Below are 18914 nucleotides of genomic sequence, written 5' to 3'. Positions count from 1 at the left end.
GCGAGTCCTTCCGGATGAAACAGGCACGCACCAGGACGCCAGCACGCCTGATCAAGAAGTAGTCAACTTCGAAGAACTGGGGACTTCTACATGGCCACCAGCGGCGACACGCACTTGGCCGTTGACAAAAGGCCCGCTCGGGGGTTGCCGCGCCGCCTGAGCACGCTCTGCACATTCGCCCCTACACGCTCCGATCCTCAAGGCGGCGACGTCGTTGCCACCATGTCCAGTCGGAGTCGGGGGACGTAGGCGATTGTGGTGAGGTTCGACGGAGGTAATACCGGTCGACGGGTAGGACCAGGGCATACAGATGCGGTCTGGCCCACGAAGGTAAGCCGACGAGAGCCCGTTGAAGCCGCCGGCGGGGCGCATCTCCGGTGCACTCCTCGCACTCGCACCTGAAGAAGAGGCGATCAGCGGTCCCGACCAGGGCCGCTTCCTGCCAAGCCGCCAGCGACGCCGCCACCGCGCCGGGCCACATACGGGTGTGTTCGAAGGCGATCACCGCGGCCATGGGACGACGGCCAAGCCCGGGAACATGATGAATCACAGCTCTGTGGGTCCCACACGCCGATCCTGGCGTACGGACCTCGGAAGGGCGCCTACGCGGCATGGCCCTTTCTGATCGATGTCACGAGCATGATGATCGCATACCTCGCGCCTGATCTCCAGGCCTCCGACTGCTAAGACGACCGCGCCTCCGGCGGGGGCCACTCTGGCTCCGGGATGATCGCGACGAACCCCGGGCTGTCAGTGGCTGAGGTGAGCTGATCGTCCCGTCGCTGTGAACCCTCTGACTTGGACGCGTGGTCACGTCCACGGCCGGCCTGCTGTGCGCCTTTTGCCGACGTAGGCTTACGGCCATGGCGTGACCGAGCTTTGATCGCCAGACCAGCTTGGGAGGAGCACGTTCGTGTCCCCGGCCTTCAGTTTCGCGCGGTGAGCAAGAAGGAGCGAGACGACCCCGACGACTTCGGAGGGATCGGTTTCGGCGGCATGACCTTCATCCTGATCGTCGTGGCCTTAGGACGCCCCTGGGAGACTCTCAAGGAGCTCTTCAGGTTGATCCGTCGGCTGGGGCGTCGAGTGCTCAGGCTCGTCCTGGCTCCCTTCCGACTGGCTACTTTGATCGTGTGGTCGCGTACGGCAGATCGACGCCCCACCTTCGAGGACCACCTGCGCGGCGTTGACGAGGACAGAGATCCCTCGTGACCGCGCATCAGTGGCCCGCGAGTTCGGAGCCGGTCAGCACACTGGCTTTGGTATCGGGAGAGGTGCGGTTCGAAGCGTGTGCCGCGCGGGGGCCTGCGGGTCAGGCTGTGTCGCCCCGTGCCTAACCTCTGTGGTCAGTACAGCTAGCCGACGGTGACCAGGTCGCTCTCGTAGGCGGCGATCACGAGCTGGGCGCGGTCGCGGGCGTGTAACTTGGCCAGCAACTGGCCGATGTGGGTCTTCACGGTGGCCATGCTGACGATGAGGTGTTCGGCGATCTCGGTGTTGGACAGCCCTTGGCCGATGAGCTTGAGCACCTCGCGTTCCCGTGCCGTGATGCCGTTCAGGGAACGGGGCGACCGTTGCCGAGGTTGCGGCTGCCGGGCGAACTCTCCGATGAGGCGCCGGGTCACGGAGGGGGCGAGCAGCGCCTCGCCACCCGCCACGACTCGGATCGCGGAGAGCAGGTCGCCGGGCGGGGTGTCCTTGAGCAGAAACCCGCTGGCGCCCGAGCGCAGCGCCGAGAAGACGTAGGCGTCCAGGTCGAAGGTGGTCAGGATCAGCACCTTCACGCCCGCGGTCGCCGGTTCCTCACAGATCCGCCGGGTCGCCTCGATCCCGTCGAGCTCGGGCATCCGGATGTCCATCAGCACGACGTCCGGCAGCAGCGCGGTGGCCTGCTCGACGGCCTGCAGCCCGTCCCCGGCCTCGCCGACGACCTCCAGCCCGGGGGTGGCGCCGATCAGCAATGCGAAGCTTGCCCTGAGCAACCGCTGGTCGTCGGCGATCAGCACCCGGACGTCGGTCATGTGGGCACCCCCTCCAGGGGAAGCCTCGCGTGGACCCGGAACCCGCGGACTGCCAGTGGCCCGGCGGTGAACTCGCCCCCGTAGACGGCGACGCGTTCGCGCATGCCGATCAGCCCGTGGCCCGGGGAGTGGCCGGTCGGAGCCCGGCGGCCGTCGTCGGTCACTTCGATCTCCATGGCATTGTCCGTCCTGTCGACCCGCACCACGCAGCCCGCCGGAGCGGCATGCTTGATCACGTTGGTCAGGGACTCCTGCACGATGCGGTAGACCGCGACCCCGATGGTAGCCGGGATGGTGTCGAGCCCGTCACCGATCCGCAGGTCGACCAGGGCCCCGGCGGAGGTCGCGTGGTCCGCGAGCTCGGCCAGCCGGTCGGCGGTCGGAGCCGGCTCCAACTGCGCGGCGCCCTGCGGATCCTCGTCAACGGCGCGCAGCAGGCCGAGCATGCGCCGCAACTCCCGGGTGGTCTCGCGGCTGGTGGCCTCGATGACGGTCAGGGCGGAGCGGGCCTCGTCGGGCCGCTCGTCGCCGACGTGGAGGGCCACGGACGCCTGCACGGTGATCAGGCTCAGGCTGTGCGCGACGCCGTCGTGCAGGTCGCGCGCGATGCGCAGCCGCTCGTCGGTCAGCACCTGCTGGGCGGTCCACGCCTCGTGGTCCCGGCGGGCGCGCACCGCGCGTCCCACCACCCACACCGCGACCGGAATGATCATCTCGGTGGCAAGCACGGGTAGTGACCTGCCCCAGTCCGGCCTCGGCTCCAGCGCCACCGCGAAGAGGACCGCCGCGGAGATCCCACCCACGGACAGAACGAGCGCGGCCACAGCACGACGGGACGGCGCCGTCACGGCCACCGGGTAGATCGCGAAGACGAGGAGCAGGTCGGGCACGAAGGCCGCGTGGGGTGGCACCCACTGCAAGGCCACGGCCAGCATGCTGGTTCCGGCCACGACCGCCAGCACCGGAACGGGCCAGCGGCGGTGGACCGCCAACGGCAGCCCCATGAGAACTCCGGCGAGGACGGGCAGCGGCTCAACCCCCCCGTCCGGCGGCATCTGTTCGATGGTGGCCACCACGGCGAAGAACGCCAGGAACACGGCGATCGCCAGGTCGCCGAGGAGCTGGAACACGGGCCGCATCCTCAACAGCAGCGGCGGCCGGAGGTCATGGGTCATGACGGAACGCTAGCCCGTACCTGCCCGGCTCCGACTCAGACCACGGTATGAGACCACGACCAGACCGTGCTCCGATGTTCCCTTCCGCCGGGTTCGCCACCGTTGACGGCATGAGCGAACGACACGGACTCACCAGCATCTTCAAGAAGCGCGGCGGCCGGGCGCGGGGCCTGACACTCGCGGGGGTGGTCGGGGGCGCGGCGGTCCTCGCGACGGCGATGGCGCCCCCGGCGAGCGCGATCATCGGTGGGCGCGACGCTACCGCGAACTACTCCTTCACCGTGACCCTGCGCGACGGCAAGGGCGTGCACTACTGCGGGGGCACGCTCGTCGCTCCGCAGTGGGTGGTGACGGCGGGCCACTGCTCACACGTCCCGGTCGGCCAGGTCAGCGCCAAGGTCGGCGGCACCGACATCGAGAAGGGTGGCAGCGTACGCCGCGTCACGAAGATCGTCAGGCACCCCGACTACACCGCCGACCCGGACGACCTGCGGCACGACATCGCACTCCTCAAGCTGGACCGGCCGGTCCGGGAGGCGCCGATCAGGATCGCCGCAAGTTCCAGCGCTCCGAGAACTCAGGTCCGTCTCCTGGGCTGGGGCATGACCTGCGAAGACGGAAACGAGTGCCCGGAGCCGCCGGTCACCCTGCAGGAGCTGGACAGCGAGATCGTCCCCGACAACCGGTGCACGGGCATCGACGCTGCGGGCGACATCTGCTCTGAACACCCCACCAAAAAGGCGCAGAGCTGCATGCTCGACTCCGGCGGCCCCATGGTGCGCAAAACCAGGGCCAGTTGGGAGCTGGTCGGCGTCACCAGCCGCGACGGTGACGAGAAGACCAACCCGAACTGCGTCGGACCCGGGGTGTGGACCGACGCCGCAGCCTACAAGGACTGGATCAGAAGAACGGTCGGCATCGGAGCGCAGTAGACCTGCGGTACGAGTCCCCTTGCCATCGGATGACGGGGCGGGGCGCTGGCCGGAGGTGCTGTGTACAGCAGCGGCATTTTCGATCTTGTACAGCTACACGCTCAGCTGAGGTAGCACAGCAACCAACCAGTCCACGATCATGTGTACGTGGCGATGCTCCGGTTATTGGCGATCGGCCTTCTCAGCGGTGTCGTAGCGGTGCCGTTCTGGTCGGTGCCACGTGGCGACGGTTTCGAGCACGAGCGGTTCGCCGTGCTCACGGCCCTGGGCATGGGCCAATTCCTAACGGTTCTCGTCGGGTTGGTGGTCGGGTTCGTGATGACCGGGATGGGCTCGTGGACGCGTCCTCCTGGCCATGTCCTGGGTGCGATCACGACCGCGTTCGGAGCGATCGTCGCCACCCAGGCCTGGCCCACGATGAGCTGGATCGACGGACGACCGTCCGGACTCGGCGATCCAGACGGCGAGTCCGTCATAGCGTTCCTGGTCTTCGCTTCTGGGGCGGGGACAATCCTCGTCGGTCTCTCCATCGTCTTGATTCGATGCTCTGGCTACGATCCGCAAGCCACCCCAGGGCGTCAACGGGGTCCACGTAGATACGGCAGGAAGAGGCGGTACGGCAGGACGAGACGTCGGCGTTCGCACCCCACGCGGAAGGCCATTCCCCGTGATCGAGGGAATGGCCTCGTTGGCCTTGCCGGTGCTGGACGCTACTATGACTCCACTGATCACCGAGCTTCTTGAGCGCTCGGCGCGTCGCCGGCGAACTGCAGTTACTCCTCGCGGTCTGGACCGGCGCCTGCCCCACCTGTCACCGCACCACGCCAGACCTCATATCAACCTGACCAAGCAGACCTGTACGTGCTGCCCGCCAGGCCCATGCCTCGGTCCAACTGCTCAGACCTCTCTGGCGATCCCCGTCGTTCTTCCAGCGGGGAGCTCCACCTTCACGCCTGCCCCTGTGCAATATGTACGAAATGATCATGATGGCGAGAACGAAGTGACACCCTAGCGCCGCAGCTCGAGCGCCGTACGGGAGTGGAAACGATCGCGAGCTGTAAAACCGTCGGCGGTCTGTACCGCCCTTACGATCGCCTGTCTGTGGTCAGCCGCCGTAGGTGGCCGGGGGCAACGCTCTACTGATCACCCTTAACGGGTCGGCCACTCCGGCAGGCTAGGTCCTGACAAACCCGGATGAATCGGTGGAACCACGACCCGAAACCGTTCGTGTGGACCAAGACCGCCGAAGAGAAGCCGGCGTCGCGGCAACGGAAACGCTCAGGAAACTCGCCGATGTGTTGCCTGTCCACGTGACTCGATACCGATCATCGTCCTCACCGCCGGCATGGTCCAGGCGATCCGTGCTCGGCCTGCTGGGGGCGCTTCCGTTAGGCAGCGTGGGCGGCCTGCCCGGCTTGCGCGTCAACCAGCTCGCCCCCGCGGGCCGGCGTGGGACATTCGATCTCGCCATCGACGCTCGTATCCGGGAGATCATCCACAGGCCCGTGTTCCAGGGCTCTCGCTGGGGCATGAAGTTCTCCTCGCTGAGTACGGGCGAGGATCTCTACTCGATGAACACCGAGCAGTTGTTCGTCGCCGGGTCCTCGTTCAAGATCTTCCCGGCTGGCACCGCCTTCTCGACGCTGGGTGGCGGCCACCGCTTCCGTACCCGGGTGTACCGCACAGGCCCGGTTGCGCGGGGTGTCCTGAAAGGCGATCTGGTTCTGGTGGCGGGTGGCGACCTACTGCTGGGCGGCCGTATCCAGCGCGATGGCACGCTCTCCTTGCCGGACCCCGACCACACCTACAATGCCAAGCCGCTCGCGGGTGACCCGCTGAGAACGCTTCGGGGTCTTGCCGGCCAGGTGAGAGCCCAGGGGATCCGTCGCGTCGAGGGGGGAGTTCTGGTCGACGCCTCCCTGTTCCGTCAAGGGCTTGAGGACATCTTCAGCGACGGCATCAAGGCGGCGGTGTCGCCCATGATGATCAACGACAACGTCGTGGACGTGTCGGTGCGGCCAGGGGCACGGGTTGGTGCGCCGGGGTTGGTGCGGTTGTCGCCGGATGTCGGGTACGTACAGATCGCCAACGAGGTGACCACGATCGCCGCGGACGGGGCGGCGGCCGCTCGCCGGCTGACGTTCACCGATGACGTTGCGAACCCGGACGGCACGCGCCAGGTGCGGCTCGCCGGCGACGTCATTCTCGGCGGTCAAGAGCGGTTCATCTCCTACCACGTGCCCGAGCCCACGCGATTCGCCGAGTTCGCCTTCACCATCGCGCTCGAAGATGCCGGGATCGGCGTTGACGCCGCTACGGGCCGCGATCGGCCCATGGCGCACGACACGACGCGCGACCTCGTGGCGCAGCACATCTCACCGCCGTTGTCGGAGGAGGTGAAGGTCATGCTCAAGGTGAGTTCGAACGTGCACACCGTGCACTTCCCCTATCTGGTCGGGGCGATCGCCGGAGAGGATGCGCGCAACGCCAAGCAGCGAGGCGAAGAACTCCAGAGTCGGCTCTTCCAGCAAGCCGGGCTGGATCCGAACCCGCCGGGCGCCTCCGACGTGAGGTACACGCCGGACTTCTTCCTCGGATTCCTGCGCCACATGGCCCGGCAACGGTACTTCCGCCACTTCTACCGGGCGCTGCCCATCATGGGCAAGGACGGGACGTTGGCCGACATCCAGGTGGACTCGCCCGCCGCGGGTCATGTCTACGCCAAGACCGGGACAGCCGGTGCGCCCTCCCCCGACACGGGCGAGCCGTTGATAGCCAAGGCGCTGGCCGGATACATCGAGCTTCCCGACGGCTCCCGGACCGCGTTCGCGGCATTCATGGAACAGCAGGCCGCCTCTCCCGATCTCCTCACGGCCGCGGGCCAGGCACTGGGCGAGATCGCGACAGCCGTGTACGAGGAGACGAGCCAGTCATGACCCACGAAACATCGACCTCGCGCACCTCCCGGCGTTCCGTACTCGGGCTGCTGGGCGCCGCTCCGATCGCGGCCGGCCTGCTCACGGCCGGGCAGCCCGCGCACGCGGAGGCTTCGGCCTTCCGCTCGATACCCGCCGACCTGGGGGTCGGCGGAAAGTTCGACCGGTTCATCGCGGACCGGGCCGCCAAGGACCTGTTCTCCGGCGTCGTGCTGCTGGCCTACCGTGGCAGGCCAGTGCTGCGGCGCGCCTACGGCATGGCGAACAAGGCGTCATCGATACCCAACCGCCTGGACACCCGCTTCGATCTCGCGTCGGTGACCAAGACCCTTACCGCTGTGGCGGTCGCCCAACTCGCGCAGCAAGGCAAGATCGCCTTCCATGAGAAGCTCGGCACCTATCTCCAGGGATTCTCGGCGGAGATCAGCCAGACCGTCACCGTACACCAGCTTCTGACGCACACATCCGGCATCGGCCGCCCGGCCGTCGGTACCGAACCGCCGACCAGACCGGAATGGAACACGATCCAGAAGGTGTGGGACGGCACCGCGAAAGCCATCCGCGCGCTGCCGCCGCAGTTCACCCCAGGGACCCAGTACCGCTACAGCAACGACGGCTTCTTCCTGCTCGGTGAGATCGTGGCCGCGGTGTCAGGACAGTCTTACTACGACTACGTCCGCCAGCACATCTTCACCCCGGCCAGGATGACCCACTCCGACTTCTTCACCAAGACCCAGGTGACGGCCGACCGGGCCATCGCACGCCCATACGCCACCCAGCCGTCCGGCCCGCGCGCCGACTTCACCACCAGCGACTTCTTCCCGTTCGTCGGCGGGCCGCACCGCGGCGCCTACGCCACCGCCACCGATCTGCTCGCTTTCGCACGCGCACTGCGGAACAGCACACTGCTCGGCCCGGCCTATGCCGAACTGATCACCACCGGCAAGATGATCATGCCGCCGTCAGAACAGCAGGGTCTCACCCGCCAGCACCTGTTCTACGGCTACGGCTTCACCGACGCCATCGTGGGCGGCCGGCACGTCATCGGCCACTCCGGCAGCTCCGCGGGCGCTGCCAACAACCTGGACACCTATCCCGAACTGGACTGGACGGCGGTGATCCTCGGCAACTACGACACCCCCATAGCCCCGATCGTCGAGATGGAACGACAGATCATCACCGAAAACGCCCGACCGAGCGCCGGCACGGCTTCCTGACCTCCACGACCGAGTTCGACTCGACTCCAAGGGAGTTGTTCCATGAATCACGCGACCGTTGCCCGTACTCTCACCGTCGCGACCTTGCTTCTGGCCGCCTCGCCCGCGACCGCGGACTCCCGCACTGCCTCGATCGGTGACGTTCAGCAGGCGATGGACGCCCTGGCCAAGACTCCCGGCGTAGTGGGCGCCATCGGCGGGGCGTACGTGGACGGCAAGCCGGCAGGCCAGGGATCTGCGGGCTCCCTGCTGCTCGACGGTAAGGGCGGCAGGATTCCAGCGGGCTCCCGGTTCCGCATCGGGTCACAGTCCAAGCAGATGGTGGCCACTGTGGTGCTCCAACTGGTCGAGGAGGGCAAGCTCGGCCTGGATGACACGCTCGGCGGTCTGCTGCCCGAGGTGGCCGACGACGGGCTGGTGGAACGGGCCGACGAGATCACCGTACGGCAGCTGATCCAGCACACCTCCGGCATCCCCGACTGGTTCCACAAGGGCACCTCAACGGCCCCGGCGTTCGACGTCTTCGACTTCACCACCTACTACCGGCCGATCGACATGGTGAAGATGACCCGAGGGTGGCCGCGTACCGGGGAGCCCGGCGAAAAATTCGCCTACTCCAACACCAACTACACCCTCATCGGCATGATCCTCGAAAAGGTGACGGGCCATACTCTGGCGAATGAGCTCAAGCAGCGTCTCTTCCGCCCGCTGGGCATGACCCGGACCTATCAGCTCACCAAGCCTCCGGAGGGCATCAAGGGCCCGCACGGGCACGGCTACTATCCCGACTCCACCGGCACGCTGCGCGACGTGCACCGGTTCAACGCCAGCTACGGCAACGGAGCCGGAGGCGTCGTCTCGACCACGCATGACGTCAGCGCCTTCCAGCGGGCCTTCACCCGCGGCGAGCTGTTGCCGCCGGCACTGCAGCAGGTCCTCACCCAACCTCCGGGGAGCGGGGGTGGGGGTTTGTGCGGGGGGACGCTGAAAGGCGCTATGCCCGGCGGTTCGGGGCCTGGTCTCACCGCGTTGACCTTCGCCTCGGCCGACGGCCGGCGCCAACTCGCCCTGTCCGTCACGCTGAAAACCTCCGACACTCACACCGTCATCCCGGCAATGATCAAAGCGGTCGAAGCGGTGCTCTGCCCGGCCACCTCCGTCGTGAGCCGGTCATGAATGGAGCGCATCCACTCACTTGGCCTCACGCCGGAAGTTACTGCCCCGGAGTAAGGTCCCGCGCTTGCCGAGGAACACGAAGCTGTCTTACGCCATCGTCGATGGACAGCGCGAAGTGTTCGACCAGCGACGGGACGATGACCGAGGGAATGCTGACGGTCAGCCCGTGACTTGAGCGGCCCTAGGCGCATCTCGCCGCCGTCGGGTTGGTGGAGGCTGATGCGGTCAATCACTGTGGTCAGCCGCTGGGGGCAACTCAATTCCACGACGAAGCGCCTCGACCACATCCATGGCGGGCTCGAGAGGGAGCCCAGTCGCTCGGCGGATCTCTTTGATGGCGGCGATACGTTTCCCCGACATGATCAGCGTGCGAACAGCATGCTGCACGTCGACGGGAACAGCCACATCAGTGACCCGATCCGGATCAGGCCGTCTCAAGTGGCCCTTTTCCTTGATCATTCGACCGGACCCCACGAGCCAGACCATTATCGCGGCAGGCACAACCCAAGCGAATGGCACCAAGGTCTTGATTACGTTGATCAATGCGCTCCCCGTGTCGCCTTGGACACTAACCCCGACCGCATCCTCTACGGGGATGGAGCGCAACATCAAGAGAGGCGATCTCGTCCGTAAGCTGATGGTGTGTCCCCCGCACTTGTCCTGCTCGACGACGTCCGCTGGCGGGGTGTGCGCGTGGTCGGTGATCGCGCGCAGACCCTGCTGGCCGTACTCGCCATGCGTGGCCACGCAGGGGTCAGTGTCGAGCGCCTGGTCGAGGAGTTGTGGCCCGACGAGGAGCCGGCCAACCCGACGAAGGCGCTGCAGGTGGTCGTCTCGCGGACCAGGGCGGTGACCTGCGCCGACGTCGTGGTGCGGATTCCGCGTGGTTACCGGCTCGGGCTGCCCGCCGACCAGGTGGACGCGCTGCTGCTCGGCGCGCTGGCGGAGCAGGCACGGGCCGCACTGGGGGAGGGCGACATGGTGCTCGCGCGTCGCCGCGCCGAAGAGGCCATGGCTATCGTGGCCGGCGGCATGGACGGCGCCGCGGGCCCGCTCGCTGAGCTGAGAGGCGTCGCAGCGGGGTGGGTGGCTGAGGCGCGGCGGGTGGCGGCGATCGCGCGGGGCCGGAGTGGCGCCCACGGGGACGCGCTGCCGCTGCTGGAGGAGGCCGCGGCCGATCGGCCACACGACGAGGAGCTGCTCGCCTGCCTGCTGCGCAGCGAGGCCGCCGTACGAGGTGCCGCCGCCGCTCTGGAGCGTTACGAGCGGTATCGCGCGGGCCTGGTCGCGCGGCTCGGTACTGGACCAGGGCCTGAGCTCGCCCGCGTGTACGCCGAGCTCCTCGTCGCCGATCGGCCGGTACGTGAGGGCATCCTGTTCGACGGTTCTTCGCTGCTCGGCCGCAAGGACGACATCCGTGCGGTGCACGCCCTGTTGCAGACCAACCGGGTGGTCTCCATCATCGGTCCTGGCGGACTGGGCAAGACGCGGCTGGCACATGTCGTCGGCAGGAACGCCACGCAGCCCATCGCCCACTTCGTCGAGCTCGTCGGCGTCTCCTCGCCGGAGGGGGTGGTGGGCGAGGTGGGCTCGGCGCTCGGGGTTCGGGACTCGGTCAGCGGGCGTCGTGTTCTGACCGCCGAGCAGCGCTCCGACGTACGCACCCGGATCGCCCAGCATCTTGACCAGGCTCCGGCGCTGCTGATCCTGGACAACTGCGAGCACGTGATCAAGGCTGTCGCCGACCTGGTGGCTTTCCTGACCGTGACGACCCGCGACCTGCGGGTGCTCATCACCTCACGTGCTCCCTTGTCGATCCCCGCCGAACGCGTCTACCTGCTCGGCGAGCTGCCCACGGGCGACGCTGTGGAGTTGTTCAGGCAGCGCGCCACGGCCGGCCGCCCGGGTGTGCGGATCGACGAGGGAGTGGTCGAGGAGGTCGTCGCCCGCCTCGACGGGCTGCCGCTCGCGATCGAGCTGGCCGCGGCCAGAGTGCGGGTGATGTCGGTGGAGGAGATCGCGCGCCGCCTGGCGGACCGGTTCGCCCTGCTGCGCGGAGGGAACCGTACGGCCCCCGACCGGCACAAGACGCTGCTCGCGGTCATCGACTGGTCGTGGAACCTGCTGGAGGAGCCAGAACGGCGGGCGTTGCGGTGGTTGTCGCTGTTCGGCGACGGGTTCACGCTGCCCACGGCCGAGCACGTACTCGGCCCGGACGCCCTGGGCACGGTGGACGCGCTGACCGAGCAGTCGATGCTGAGCGTCCGCGAGACGACGTACGGCCTCCGCTACCGGATGCTGGAGACCGTCAGGGAGTTCGGGCGGATGCGGCTGAAGGAGGCCGGTGAGGAGGCGCCCGCCCGGGCGGCGCAGCGGGCCTGGGCGACGGCGTACGCGCTCGAACACGCCTTCGCGCTGTTCAGCCCGGCGCAGTTCGCGGCCGCCGACGCGTTGCACGCCGAGGAGAGCAACCTTGCCGAACTGCTCCGGCAGGCCCTCAGTGAGTCCGATCCCGTCACGATGGTCCAGTTGCTGGCCGGCGTCGGCGCGTTGTGGTCGATCCGTGGCGATCACTCCCGGGTGTTCGTTCACCGGAGCGCGATCAGCCAGGTGATCACCGACTGGGTGCCGCCACCGTACCTCGTCGGGGCGACCAGGGCCGCTGTGCTGATCGCGCTCATGAACATCATGGTCGTCACCGACCGCCGCGACGATCCGCTGCGCGATCTCCTCCGTAGGCTGCCCGTCAGCGATGCGACGAACCCCCGCTTGGCGGCGGTGGCCACAGTGCTGATCGCGTGCGACGTGCCCGATGGCGCCGATGTACGCCGCCGTATAGCGGAGTTGTGCCGGAGCGTCGACCCTGACGTGGCCTTGGCGGCGATGCAGACGAACGTCCAGGTCTTGGAGAACGCGGGAGAGGTGACCGAGGCGGTCGAGGCCGCCGAGCGAACTCTGACGATGCTCCGCGAGGATGAGGGGCCGTGGTCCGCCGCGATCATGCACGCCGTTCTGGCCCACCTGGTCATGCGGCTCGGCGATCGCCGGCGGGCGGTCGGACACGCGCGGATCGCCATTCCGGTGCTGAGCCGGCTCGGTGCCACAGACGATGAGACCCAGCTCCGCGCGCTGCTGCTGGCCTCCGCGCTCGCCGACGGCGACCTCGACACCGCGGAGGCCGAGCTCGCCGAGATCACCCGGATCAATGACACCGAGGCAGTGCTCGGCGGGGTGGCGATCGCCTCGTTGTGCGCGGCCGAGCTCGCACTCGCCCGCGGCGAAACGGCCGCCGCGCTGGCTGAATACCGCGTGGCCGTCCAGCGGGCGCACGACCTGCGCCTGCCCGGGGTGCCGCGCACGGAGCTCGCGCCGTGGACGATCATCGCGGTGTCGGTCACCCTGACGGCGTACGCGTACCACGCTCCTCCGGAAGACGTCCGCTATGGCGAGGACCTGTTCTCCACCGCCCGGGGCTACGACTTTCTTCCCGTGGAAAACCCCATCCTCGACTACCCGGTGTGTGGCTCGATGCTCTTCGGGCTCGGCGCCTGGGGGCTGCTGCGGGGAGCCTTGGTCCCCCGTGACGCGATCAGGTTGCTGGTGCTGGCCGAGCGGTTCGCGTACAACGGCAGCATGCCCTGCATGGCCTTCGAGCGGATCGAACCGTACGCGGAGCGGGCCGAGCCCGGACTGCTCGCCGCCCTGCGGGCCGAGTACGGCGATCGACGCGGCCCCGACCTGCTCGACGAGGTGCGCAGTCTCGTCGAGCAGGTCTCCGGCCGTGACGGGCACAGGTCACATGTGCCGCTTGTAACTGCGTACCGACAGCGGCGCGAAGATCACGATGACGACCAGGCACGCCAGGAGCGTCCAGGCCACCTCTCCGGTGACGATGGCGCTGTTGGCGAGGTCGCGGGTGGCCGTGACCAGGTGTGAGACCGGGTTGAACCGTACGAACGCGGCCAGCCAGCCAGGCAGGGTCTCGACGGGGACGAACGCGTTCGACAGGAACGTCAGCGGGAACAAGATCATCATGGAGATGCTCTGGACGGCCTGGGCGCTCCGGGCGATCGTGCCGACCCACGTGAAGACCCACGCCAGCGACCAGCCCGTGATGATCGCCAGCAGGATCGCGGCGAGCACGCCGCCCGCTCCGCCGCCCGGGCGGTAACCCATCACCAGGCCCATGGCGAAGGTCAGAGTGGCCGCGATCGTGTAGCGCAGCAGGTCGGCCACCATCGGGCCGGCGAGCGGCGCGATCCGGGAGATCGGCAACGACTTGAATCTGTCGAAAACGCCCTTCTCCATGTCCTCGCGGAGTTGGGTGCCCGTGGCCATGCACGTCGTCAGCACGGTTTGGGCGAGGATGCCGGGGACCATCAGGGGGAGGTAGCTTTCCACGTCACCGGCGATGGCGCCGCCGAAGATGGTGGCGAACATCGCGGTGAACAGGATGGGCTGCAGCGCCACGTCGAAGAACTGCTCCGGGTTGCGGCGCATCTTCTTGAGCGCCCGCCACGCCATCGTCAGGGTCTGGACGATCGTCTCCCCTGTGGTGACGCGCCGCCGGGCGGCCGCCACGCGGTCGGCGGCCCGGACCGTCTCGCGGGCGGGTGCGGTCATGGTGCTCATCGGTTCTCCTCCGTGCCGGTCTCGTCGTCCCCGTCCGTCCCATGGCCGGTGAGGGCGAGGAACACCTCGTCCAGGCTGGGCTTGGCCACGCTCACCGAGGAGATCGACACCCCGGCGGCACGCAGCGCGATCAGTACGTCCGCGGCCAGGTCGGCCTGGTCGAGTGCGACGTTGAGGCGGCCCTGCTCCGGGCTGAGCACCGGGTCGGAGCTGAGGACACGCCGCACGACCTCAACGGCGGCGGGCACCTCGTCCGGCTCGGCGAGCAGCAACTGGAGGGCGGAGTCGCCGACCGCCGTCTTCAACTCGTCAGGGGTGCCCTCAGCGACTTTGCGGCCGTGGTCGATGACGGCGACGCGATCGGCGAGCTGATCGGCCTCGTCCAGATATTGCGTGGTCAGCAGCACGGTGCAGCCATCGGCGACCAGACCGCGGATGGTGTCCCACATCTGGCCGCGCGTACGCGGATCGAGGCCGGTGGTCGGCTCGTCGAGGAAGATCAGCGGTGGCCTGGTGATCAGGCTGGCCGCCAGATCGAGGCGCCGGCGCATGCCACCGGAGAACTGCGCGATCGGTTTGTCGGCGGCCTCCTCCAGGCCGAACCGGCCCAGCAATTCGACGCCGATGCGCCGGGCACGCGGCGAGGGGATGCCCTGCAGGCGGCTGAAGAGCCAGAGGTTCTCGCGGGCAGTCAGGTTCTCGTCGACCGACGCGTACTGTCCGGTGACGCCGACCAGTTGGCGGATCACGTGCGGGTTACCGGCCACGTCGACCCCGAAGATCTCGGCACGGCCCGCGTCGATCTTCAACAGGGTGGCCAGCATCCGCAGCATGGTGGTCTTGCCGGCGCCGTTCGGGCCGAGGACGCCGAAGATCTCACCGGGGTGTACATCCAGGTCGATCCCGTCGACGGCACGATGTTCGCCGAACGTCTTGGCAAGCCCTTCCGCACGTACGGCCAGATCGGTTCCTCCGCCGGAGGCCAGGCCGCCCCCGGTACGTCCGAGTTCTGTGATGCTCATGGCTTCACTCTCGGCGGTGCCGGTTTCACGGCACCCTCGGCCGGTTTCACCGGTTGCCGGGAACGGTCCTCGCTATCGCTCGGGCTGTTCTCCCTTGGCCCACAATCGTCTTCGTAGGGGCGCTTCGCGCTGGGGGCTCAGGCGTTTCTTCCCGTCGGGCCAGAGCCCCGCTTCGCTCAGACGTCTACCAGAGAAGGCGCAGGCTTCGCCTGCGCGTTCCACGTGGCCGCTATATGGGGTGAGCTGGAAAGTGCCTGCTGGCTCTGCCGCTCCCAGGTCAGAACGTTGCCCTTGCCTTCTGGACGGGCCAGGCGCCCGAGATGGGCGTAGTCCACGTTGCTGGGCCTCCCCGCTGACCGAGGCGGTCTTCGACAAGACCGAGGAGATCATGGACGCCGACGAGCTCCTCCTGCGCCGCGTGCCCGAGCTGCTCCTCAGCCAAGCGCGCGGTTGACGGCGGCGACGTATGTGTAGAAGGCCCTGGTCCGGTTGGCCGGGTTATCCACCCAGGCCCTGGTCAGCTTGCCGTCGGCGAAGAAGCGCATGCGCTGGCCCTTGCTGATCTCCAGTTGCACGCCCATGCCGCGTTTGTTCTTGTTGGCGATGTTGCGCGGGCTCGTGCCGTCGATCCTGTCGGGGACCGTGTCGGCGACCGCGAACCCGGCCTTCTTCAGGGCGGTGGTGACCTTGGCGACCAGCTTGGCGTCTCGGCCGCCCACGTAGGTCGTCGCCTCGCTGCCCGCGGCGGCGTGCCAGGAGACGGTGTAGTCGACCGCGCGGACCAGCTTGAGCGCGCGAGGCTCGTCGAAGCGGGTCGAGGTGATGTGCAGCCGGTTGTTGCCGTTGGGCTTGATACCGGCGAAGGAGTAGAAGGCGTGCCTCTTGCCCGCCGCGTAGTCGGCGAGTTGGGTGGTCGGCGATTCGATCGCGCCGCCGTGGATGGCGATGTGCGCCACGGTGGCCCTCTTGGGGAGGCGTAACAGGCGCAGGTAGTCCTGGCCCTCGACCTCGTTCGCGGCAAGGGTCGCGTAGTCGGGGTAGACGTCGGCGACCGCGGCGTGGGCAGTTTGCGGGGTGGTCAGGGGGAGGAGCAGGAAAAGGAGGCTTGTGGCGATTGTCGCTCGCATGACGCCTATCGTGTCATCGTTCAAACGCAGGCCGATCCTGATCGGCATACGTATGGCGCCCATGCCGTCGTGCGGCAGATCGAGCAGGCGAGAACGGAGATCTCGGCGCAGGGTCAGCTCGATCGGGTTGCGGTGAGTACGGCGATGTCACGGTCGAAGCAGACGATGATGTGGCCTTGTGGGGTGGCAGCGACGGCACTGACCAGGTCGGGGAATTCGATGTCAGGGCCGATCCTGTCGAAGGTGGTGAGGCTCCATACCGCAACCCTTCTGTGGCTGGCGGCAACTGCGATGGGGTGGCCGTCGACCGTGGTGGCGGCGAGTGCGCCCGGGGTTCCCGTGGAAAGTTGGCCGATCTGCTGAGCGGTGGTGACGTCCCATACCTTCGTCACTCGGTCGCGCCAGTCGTCGTTCGCGGTGATGGCGATGGATCGTCCGTCCACGATGGTGGCGGCCACGAGGCGTTCCGGTTTGCCGTTGCTTCCGGTGGTCTGGAGGCCGGTGTCGCGGTTGCTGGCGAGGTCACGGACCCGGAAGCCGCCGCCCCACCGTCCGAGTAGGGCGACGGGCTGGTCGTCGAGCGTGGTGGTGGCGAGAGCGTGTACCCATCGATGGTCGCTCTTGCGGGGGTTGCCGGTCTCTTCGCCGGTGCGGAGATCCCATACCCGGATGGTCTTGTCGTCGCCGGCGGTGATGGCCCGGGGTGGGTCGCCCGTGTCGTCGGCCGCGACGGCGGTTATCGGGCCGCGGTGGGTGGTCAACGGTGCTCCGGCCGCTTTCCCCAGTGCGAGGTCCCAGAGCCGGACCTTGCCGTCCTTGCCTCCGGCGATCGCCACCGCGCGATCGTCTATCTGGGTCGCGGCCACAGCAGTGATGGCGCCGGCGTTGTCCGTGAGCGGCCGGCACACCTGATCGCCGGTGGCCAGATCCCATACTCGTACGGTTTCGTCATCGCTGCCCGTGACCGCCGCCAGCCGGCCGGCCACTGAAGTGGTGGCCACCGCCGTGATCGCGGCGTCGTGGCGAACCGGCTTGACGGCCGGTTCGCCGACGACCAGATCGGACACCCGGACCGACCCGCCGTCGCAACTCGACACCACCACCTGCCGGCCATCCACCACTGCCGTCGCCACCCCATCCACCGAGCGGGGATGCTGAGGGAACAGCTCACCGACCAGCTCGGCCGTTTTCAGGTCCCATACCCGGAGGGTCGGCTCCTTGGAGTCACAGGTGATCGCCACCGGCCGACCGTGCACGACCGTGGTCGTCACGGCCTCCAGGTCCACAGATCGGGGGAGGTCACCGACCGGCAGTCCGGTGGCCAGGTCCGAGACGCGGGTGGTCGACTGATAGCCACCGGAGACGACCACCAGATGGCCGTCAGTCAGCTCCGCGACCGCAATCGCGCTCACGTATCCACTGTGGCCGGTGAACGGGCTACCCACCGGATCACCGGTATCCAGGTCCCATACCCGGACCGTTCGGTCGCCGCCCGTGACAGCCACCCAGCGGCCGTCCAGCACCGCGGTCGCCACCGCGTACACCGGGCCGGTGTGGCCGCGGATCGGTGCCATCACTTCCTGCCGCGTTTCCAGATCCCATACCCGTACCGTCGAGTCGTAGCAACCGGTGACCACCACCTGGCGGCCATGGCGTTCCACGATCGCGAGGGCCTCCACGCTGTCAGCCTGAAGGTCGAACGGCTCACCCACCGGCTTACCGGACGCGAGTTCCCACACCCGTACGGTGTCGTCGTCACCCCCGCTGACCACAACAGGGCGACCGTCCAGAACCGACATCGCCAGCGCCCGCACCGCGTTCGTGTGACCGGCCCATGAGGCGCCGACCTGCTCGCCGGTTGACAGATCCCAGACCCGTACGGTCCTGTCGCCGCCTCCGGTGACCGCTACGGCACGGCCGTCGAAGACCGTGGTCGTCACCGACGCCACCCAATTGGTGTGACCGTTGGTGGTGCCTAATGGTGGGCATGACATCACGCCCTTCGGCAGCAGACTGGTCCAAGTCTGCTGTACACGCCAGGCAGCAGGACGAACAACCGGAACCTCATGGCGGGACAATGACGACATGCCGCGCAATAGTAGTTGCAGGCACCGGGACGCGTCTTCAAGAAACCCGAGGTGGTCGTCTTCCCGGGTGGCGGCATTCGCCGCGCTAAAGCACGCCCGCCGCCCAGTCGCCGGCCACGCGATCTCACTTCGCCCGAGATTGGATGCGTCGGCGCATCAGAGCGATCAGCCCTGTTTGGAAGACGAATATTGTGAGTGCGATCAGCCCCGATGCGGCGGACATCTCTCCCTCCGAAAGCCCGCCACCACATTCTGTTATATTGCCTCCCGCATATAACAGGACGCAGTCGCGTCCTAGGATCGCGGCAACGATGAACCAGTCCGCGAGCAGAAGCGGCACCGCGCACAGGACAAAGACCAGCGTGATGTAATTCGCCAGCCCTGCCGGGTTCATCTTCGCCGGGGCCTGTTGAAGAAGCCCGCGCATATCCGATTCGCGACTCATCGGAAACACTTAAGCATGGGACTGTACGGTTTTCGGTGTAACTCCTGATCAAGGAGAACGCACCTGATGAGTACTGTGATCCAGGCATCGACGGAGATCGACCTAGAGGACACCGCGGTGGCACGCAAGGAGCCCAAGGACGCA

At 67.7% G+C, this 18914-nt stretch carries 12 protein-coding genes and 1 pseudogene; 5 read left to right on the top strand and 8 right to left on the bottom strand.

Annotated features, from left to right (window positions below):
* Positions 1-1355 precede the first annotated feature (1355 nt).
* Together KME78_RS62650 and KME78_RS62645 are read right to left on the bottom strand one after the other, a co-directional pair.
* On the bottom strand, positions 1356-2021 hold the full coding sequence (locus tag KME78_RS62650) for a response regulator (RefSeq protein WP_219539770.1): 666 nt from the start codon (positions 2019-2021) through the stop codon (positions 1356-1358).
* Positions 2018-3196: a sensor histidine kinase gene (locus KME78_RS62645; RefSeq protein WP_219539769.1), complete on the bottom strand. Its 1179-nt coding sequence runs from the start codon at positions 3194-3196 to the stop codon at positions 2018-2020. Before KME78_RS62645 ends, KME78_RS62650 begins: the two co-directional genes overlap by 4 nt.
* A 110-nt stretch (positions 3197-3306) precedes the next feature.
* Between KME78_RS62645 and KME78_RS62640 the strand changes: the two genes are divergently transcribed.
* The 4 genes from KME78_RS62640 to KME78_RS62625 all read left to right on the top strand — a co-directional run bounded on the left by KME78_RS62640 (position 3307) and on the right by KME78_RS62625 (position 9457).
* Positions 3307-4128 carry a S1 family peptidase gene (locus KME78_RS62640; RefSeq protein WP_219539768.1) on the top strand — a complete coding sequence of 274 codons (822 nt, stop codon included), beginning with the start codon at positions 3307-3309 and terminating at the stop codon, positions 4126-4128.
* A 1361-nt stretch (positions 4129-5489) separates the two neighbouring features.
* Positions 5490-7064 (top strand): D-alanyl-D-alanine carboxypeptidase/D-alanyl-D-alanine endopeptidase, encoded by a 1575-nt coding sequence (gene dacB, locus KME78_RS62635; RefSeq protein ID WP_219539767.1) that lies wholly within the window; start codon positions 5490-5492, stop codon positions 7062-7064.
* Positions 7061-8281: a serine hydrolase domain-containing protein gene (locus tag KME78_RS62630; protein ID WP_219539766.1), complete on the top strand. Its 1221-nt coding sequence runs from the start codon at positions 7061-7063 to the stop codon at positions 8279-8281. The genes dacB and KME78_RS62630 overlap by 4 nt, the downstream gene beginning before the upstream one ends.
* Positions 8282-8323: 42 nt before the next feature.
* A complete protein-coding gene (locus KME78_RS62625) occupies positions 8324-9457 on the top strand; it encodes a serine hydrolase domain-containing protein (protein WP_219539765.1) in 1134 nt (377 codons plus the stop codon).
* Positions 9458-9682: 225 nt separating this feature from the next.
* Here the strand turns inward: KME78_RS62625 and KME78_RS62620 are convergent, their stop codons facing one another.
* On the bottom strand, positions 9683-9916 hold the full coding sequence (locus KME78_RS62620) for a ribosomal L7/L12 family protein (protein WP_219539764.1): 234 nt from the start codon (positions 9914-9916) through the stop codon (positions 9683-9685).
* 276 nt (positions 9917-10192) lie between these two features.
* Between KME78_RS62620 and KME78_RS65820 the strand changes: the two are divergent.
* Positions 10193-11209, top strand: a pseudogene (locus tag KME78_RS65820) (AfsR/SARP family transcriptional regulator); the annotation flags it as partial.
* A 2043-nt stretch (positions 11210-13252) separates the two neighbouring features.
* Here KME78_RS65820 and KME78_RS62610 read toward each other — a convergent pair.
* The 5 genes from KME78_RS62610 to KME78_RS62590 form a co-directional block, all read right to left on the bottom strand.
* The gene (locus KME78_RS62610) at positions 13253-14089 is read right to left on the bottom strand and encodes an ABC transporter permease (RefSeq protein ID WP_219539763.1); all 837 of its coding nucleotides are present in this window, start codon (positions 14087-14089) and stop codon (positions 13253-13255) included.
* On the bottom strand, positions 14086-15111 hold the full coding sequence (locus tag KME78_RS62605) for an ATP-binding cassette domain-containing protein (RefSeq protein ID WP_219539762.1): 1026 nt from the start codon (positions 15109-15111) through the stop codon (positions 14086-14088). The genes KME78_RS62610 and KME78_RS62605 overlap by 4 nt, the downstream gene beginning before the upstream one ends.
* A 434-nt stretch (positions 15112-15545) precedes the next feature.
* Complete coding sequence (locus KME78_RS62600; RefSeq protein ID WP_219539761.1) at positions 15546-16238, bottom strand: poly-gamma-glutamate hydrolase family protein; 693 nt, start codon at positions 16236-16238, stop codon at positions 15546-15548.
* 113 nt (positions 16239-16351) lie between these two features.
* On the bottom strand, positions 16352-18232 hold the full coding sequence (locus KME78_RS62595) for a WD40 repeat domain-containing protein (RefSeq protein WP_246655108.1): 1881 nt from the start codon (positions 18230-18232) through the stop codon (positions 16352-16354).
* Positions 18233-18449: 217 nt separating this feature from the next.
* A complete protein-coding gene (locus KME78_RS62590) occupies positions 18450-18770 on the bottom strand; it encodes a hypothetical protein (RefSeq protein WP_219539758.1) in 321 nt (106 codons plus the stop codon).
* Between the last annotated feature and the right edge of the window lie 144 nt (positions 18771-18914).

The organism is Nonomuraea guangzhouensis, assembly GCF_019396345.1.
Taxonomy (GTDB): domain Bacteria; phylum Actinomycetota; class Actinomycetes; order Streptosporangiales; family Streptosporangiaceae; genus Nonomuraea; species Nonomuraea guangzhouensis.
Note: the sequence above shows the minus strand (reverse complement) of the source record. Positions and strands in the feature narration are given on the sequence as shown.

Coding starts and splice junctions, on each gene's coding strand:
- KME78_RS62640 (WP_219539768.1), top strand. CDS start 3,307: ATGAGCGAACGACACGGACTCACCAGCATCTTCAAGAAGCGCGGCGGC.
- KME78_RS62610 (WP_219539763.1), bottom strand. CDS start 14,089: ATGAGCACCATGACCGCACCCGCCCGCGAGACGGTCCGGGCCGCCGAC.
- KME78_RS62625 (WP_219539765.1), top strand. CDS start 8,324: ATGAATCACGCGACCGTTGCCCGTACTCTCACCGTCGCGACCTTGCTT.
- KME78_RS62590 (WP_219539758.1), bottom strand. CDS start 18,770: ATGAGTCGCGAATCGGATATGCGCGGGCTTCTTCAACAGGCCCCGGCG.
- KME78_RS62620 (WP_219539764.1), bottom strand. CDS start 9,916: ATGATCAAGGAAAAGGGCCACTTGAGACGGCCTGATCCGGATCGGGTC.
- KME78_RS62630 (WP_219539766.1), top strand. CDS start 7,061: ATGACCCACGAAACATCGACCTCGCGCACCTCCCGGCGTTCCGTACTC.
- KME78_RS62645 (WP_219539769.1), bottom strand. CDS start 3,196: ATGACCCATGACCTCCGGCCGCCGCTGCTGTTGAGGATGCGGCCCGTG.
- KME78_RS62605 (WP_219539762.1), bottom strand. CDS start 15,111: ATGAGCATCACAGAACTCGGACGTACCGGGGGCGGCCTGGCCTCCGGC.
- KME78_RS62650 (WP_219539770.1), bottom strand. CDS start 2,021: ATGACCGACGTCCGGGTGCTGATCGCCGACGACCAGCGGTTGCTCAGG.
- KME78_RS62600 (WP_219539761.1), bottom strand. CDS start 16,238: ATGCGAGCGACAATCGCCACAAGCCTCCTTTTCCTGCTCCTCCCCCTG.
- KME78_RS62595 (WP_246655108.1), bottom strand. CDS start 18,232: ATGTCATGCCCACCATTAGGCACCACCAACGGTCACACCAATTGGGTG.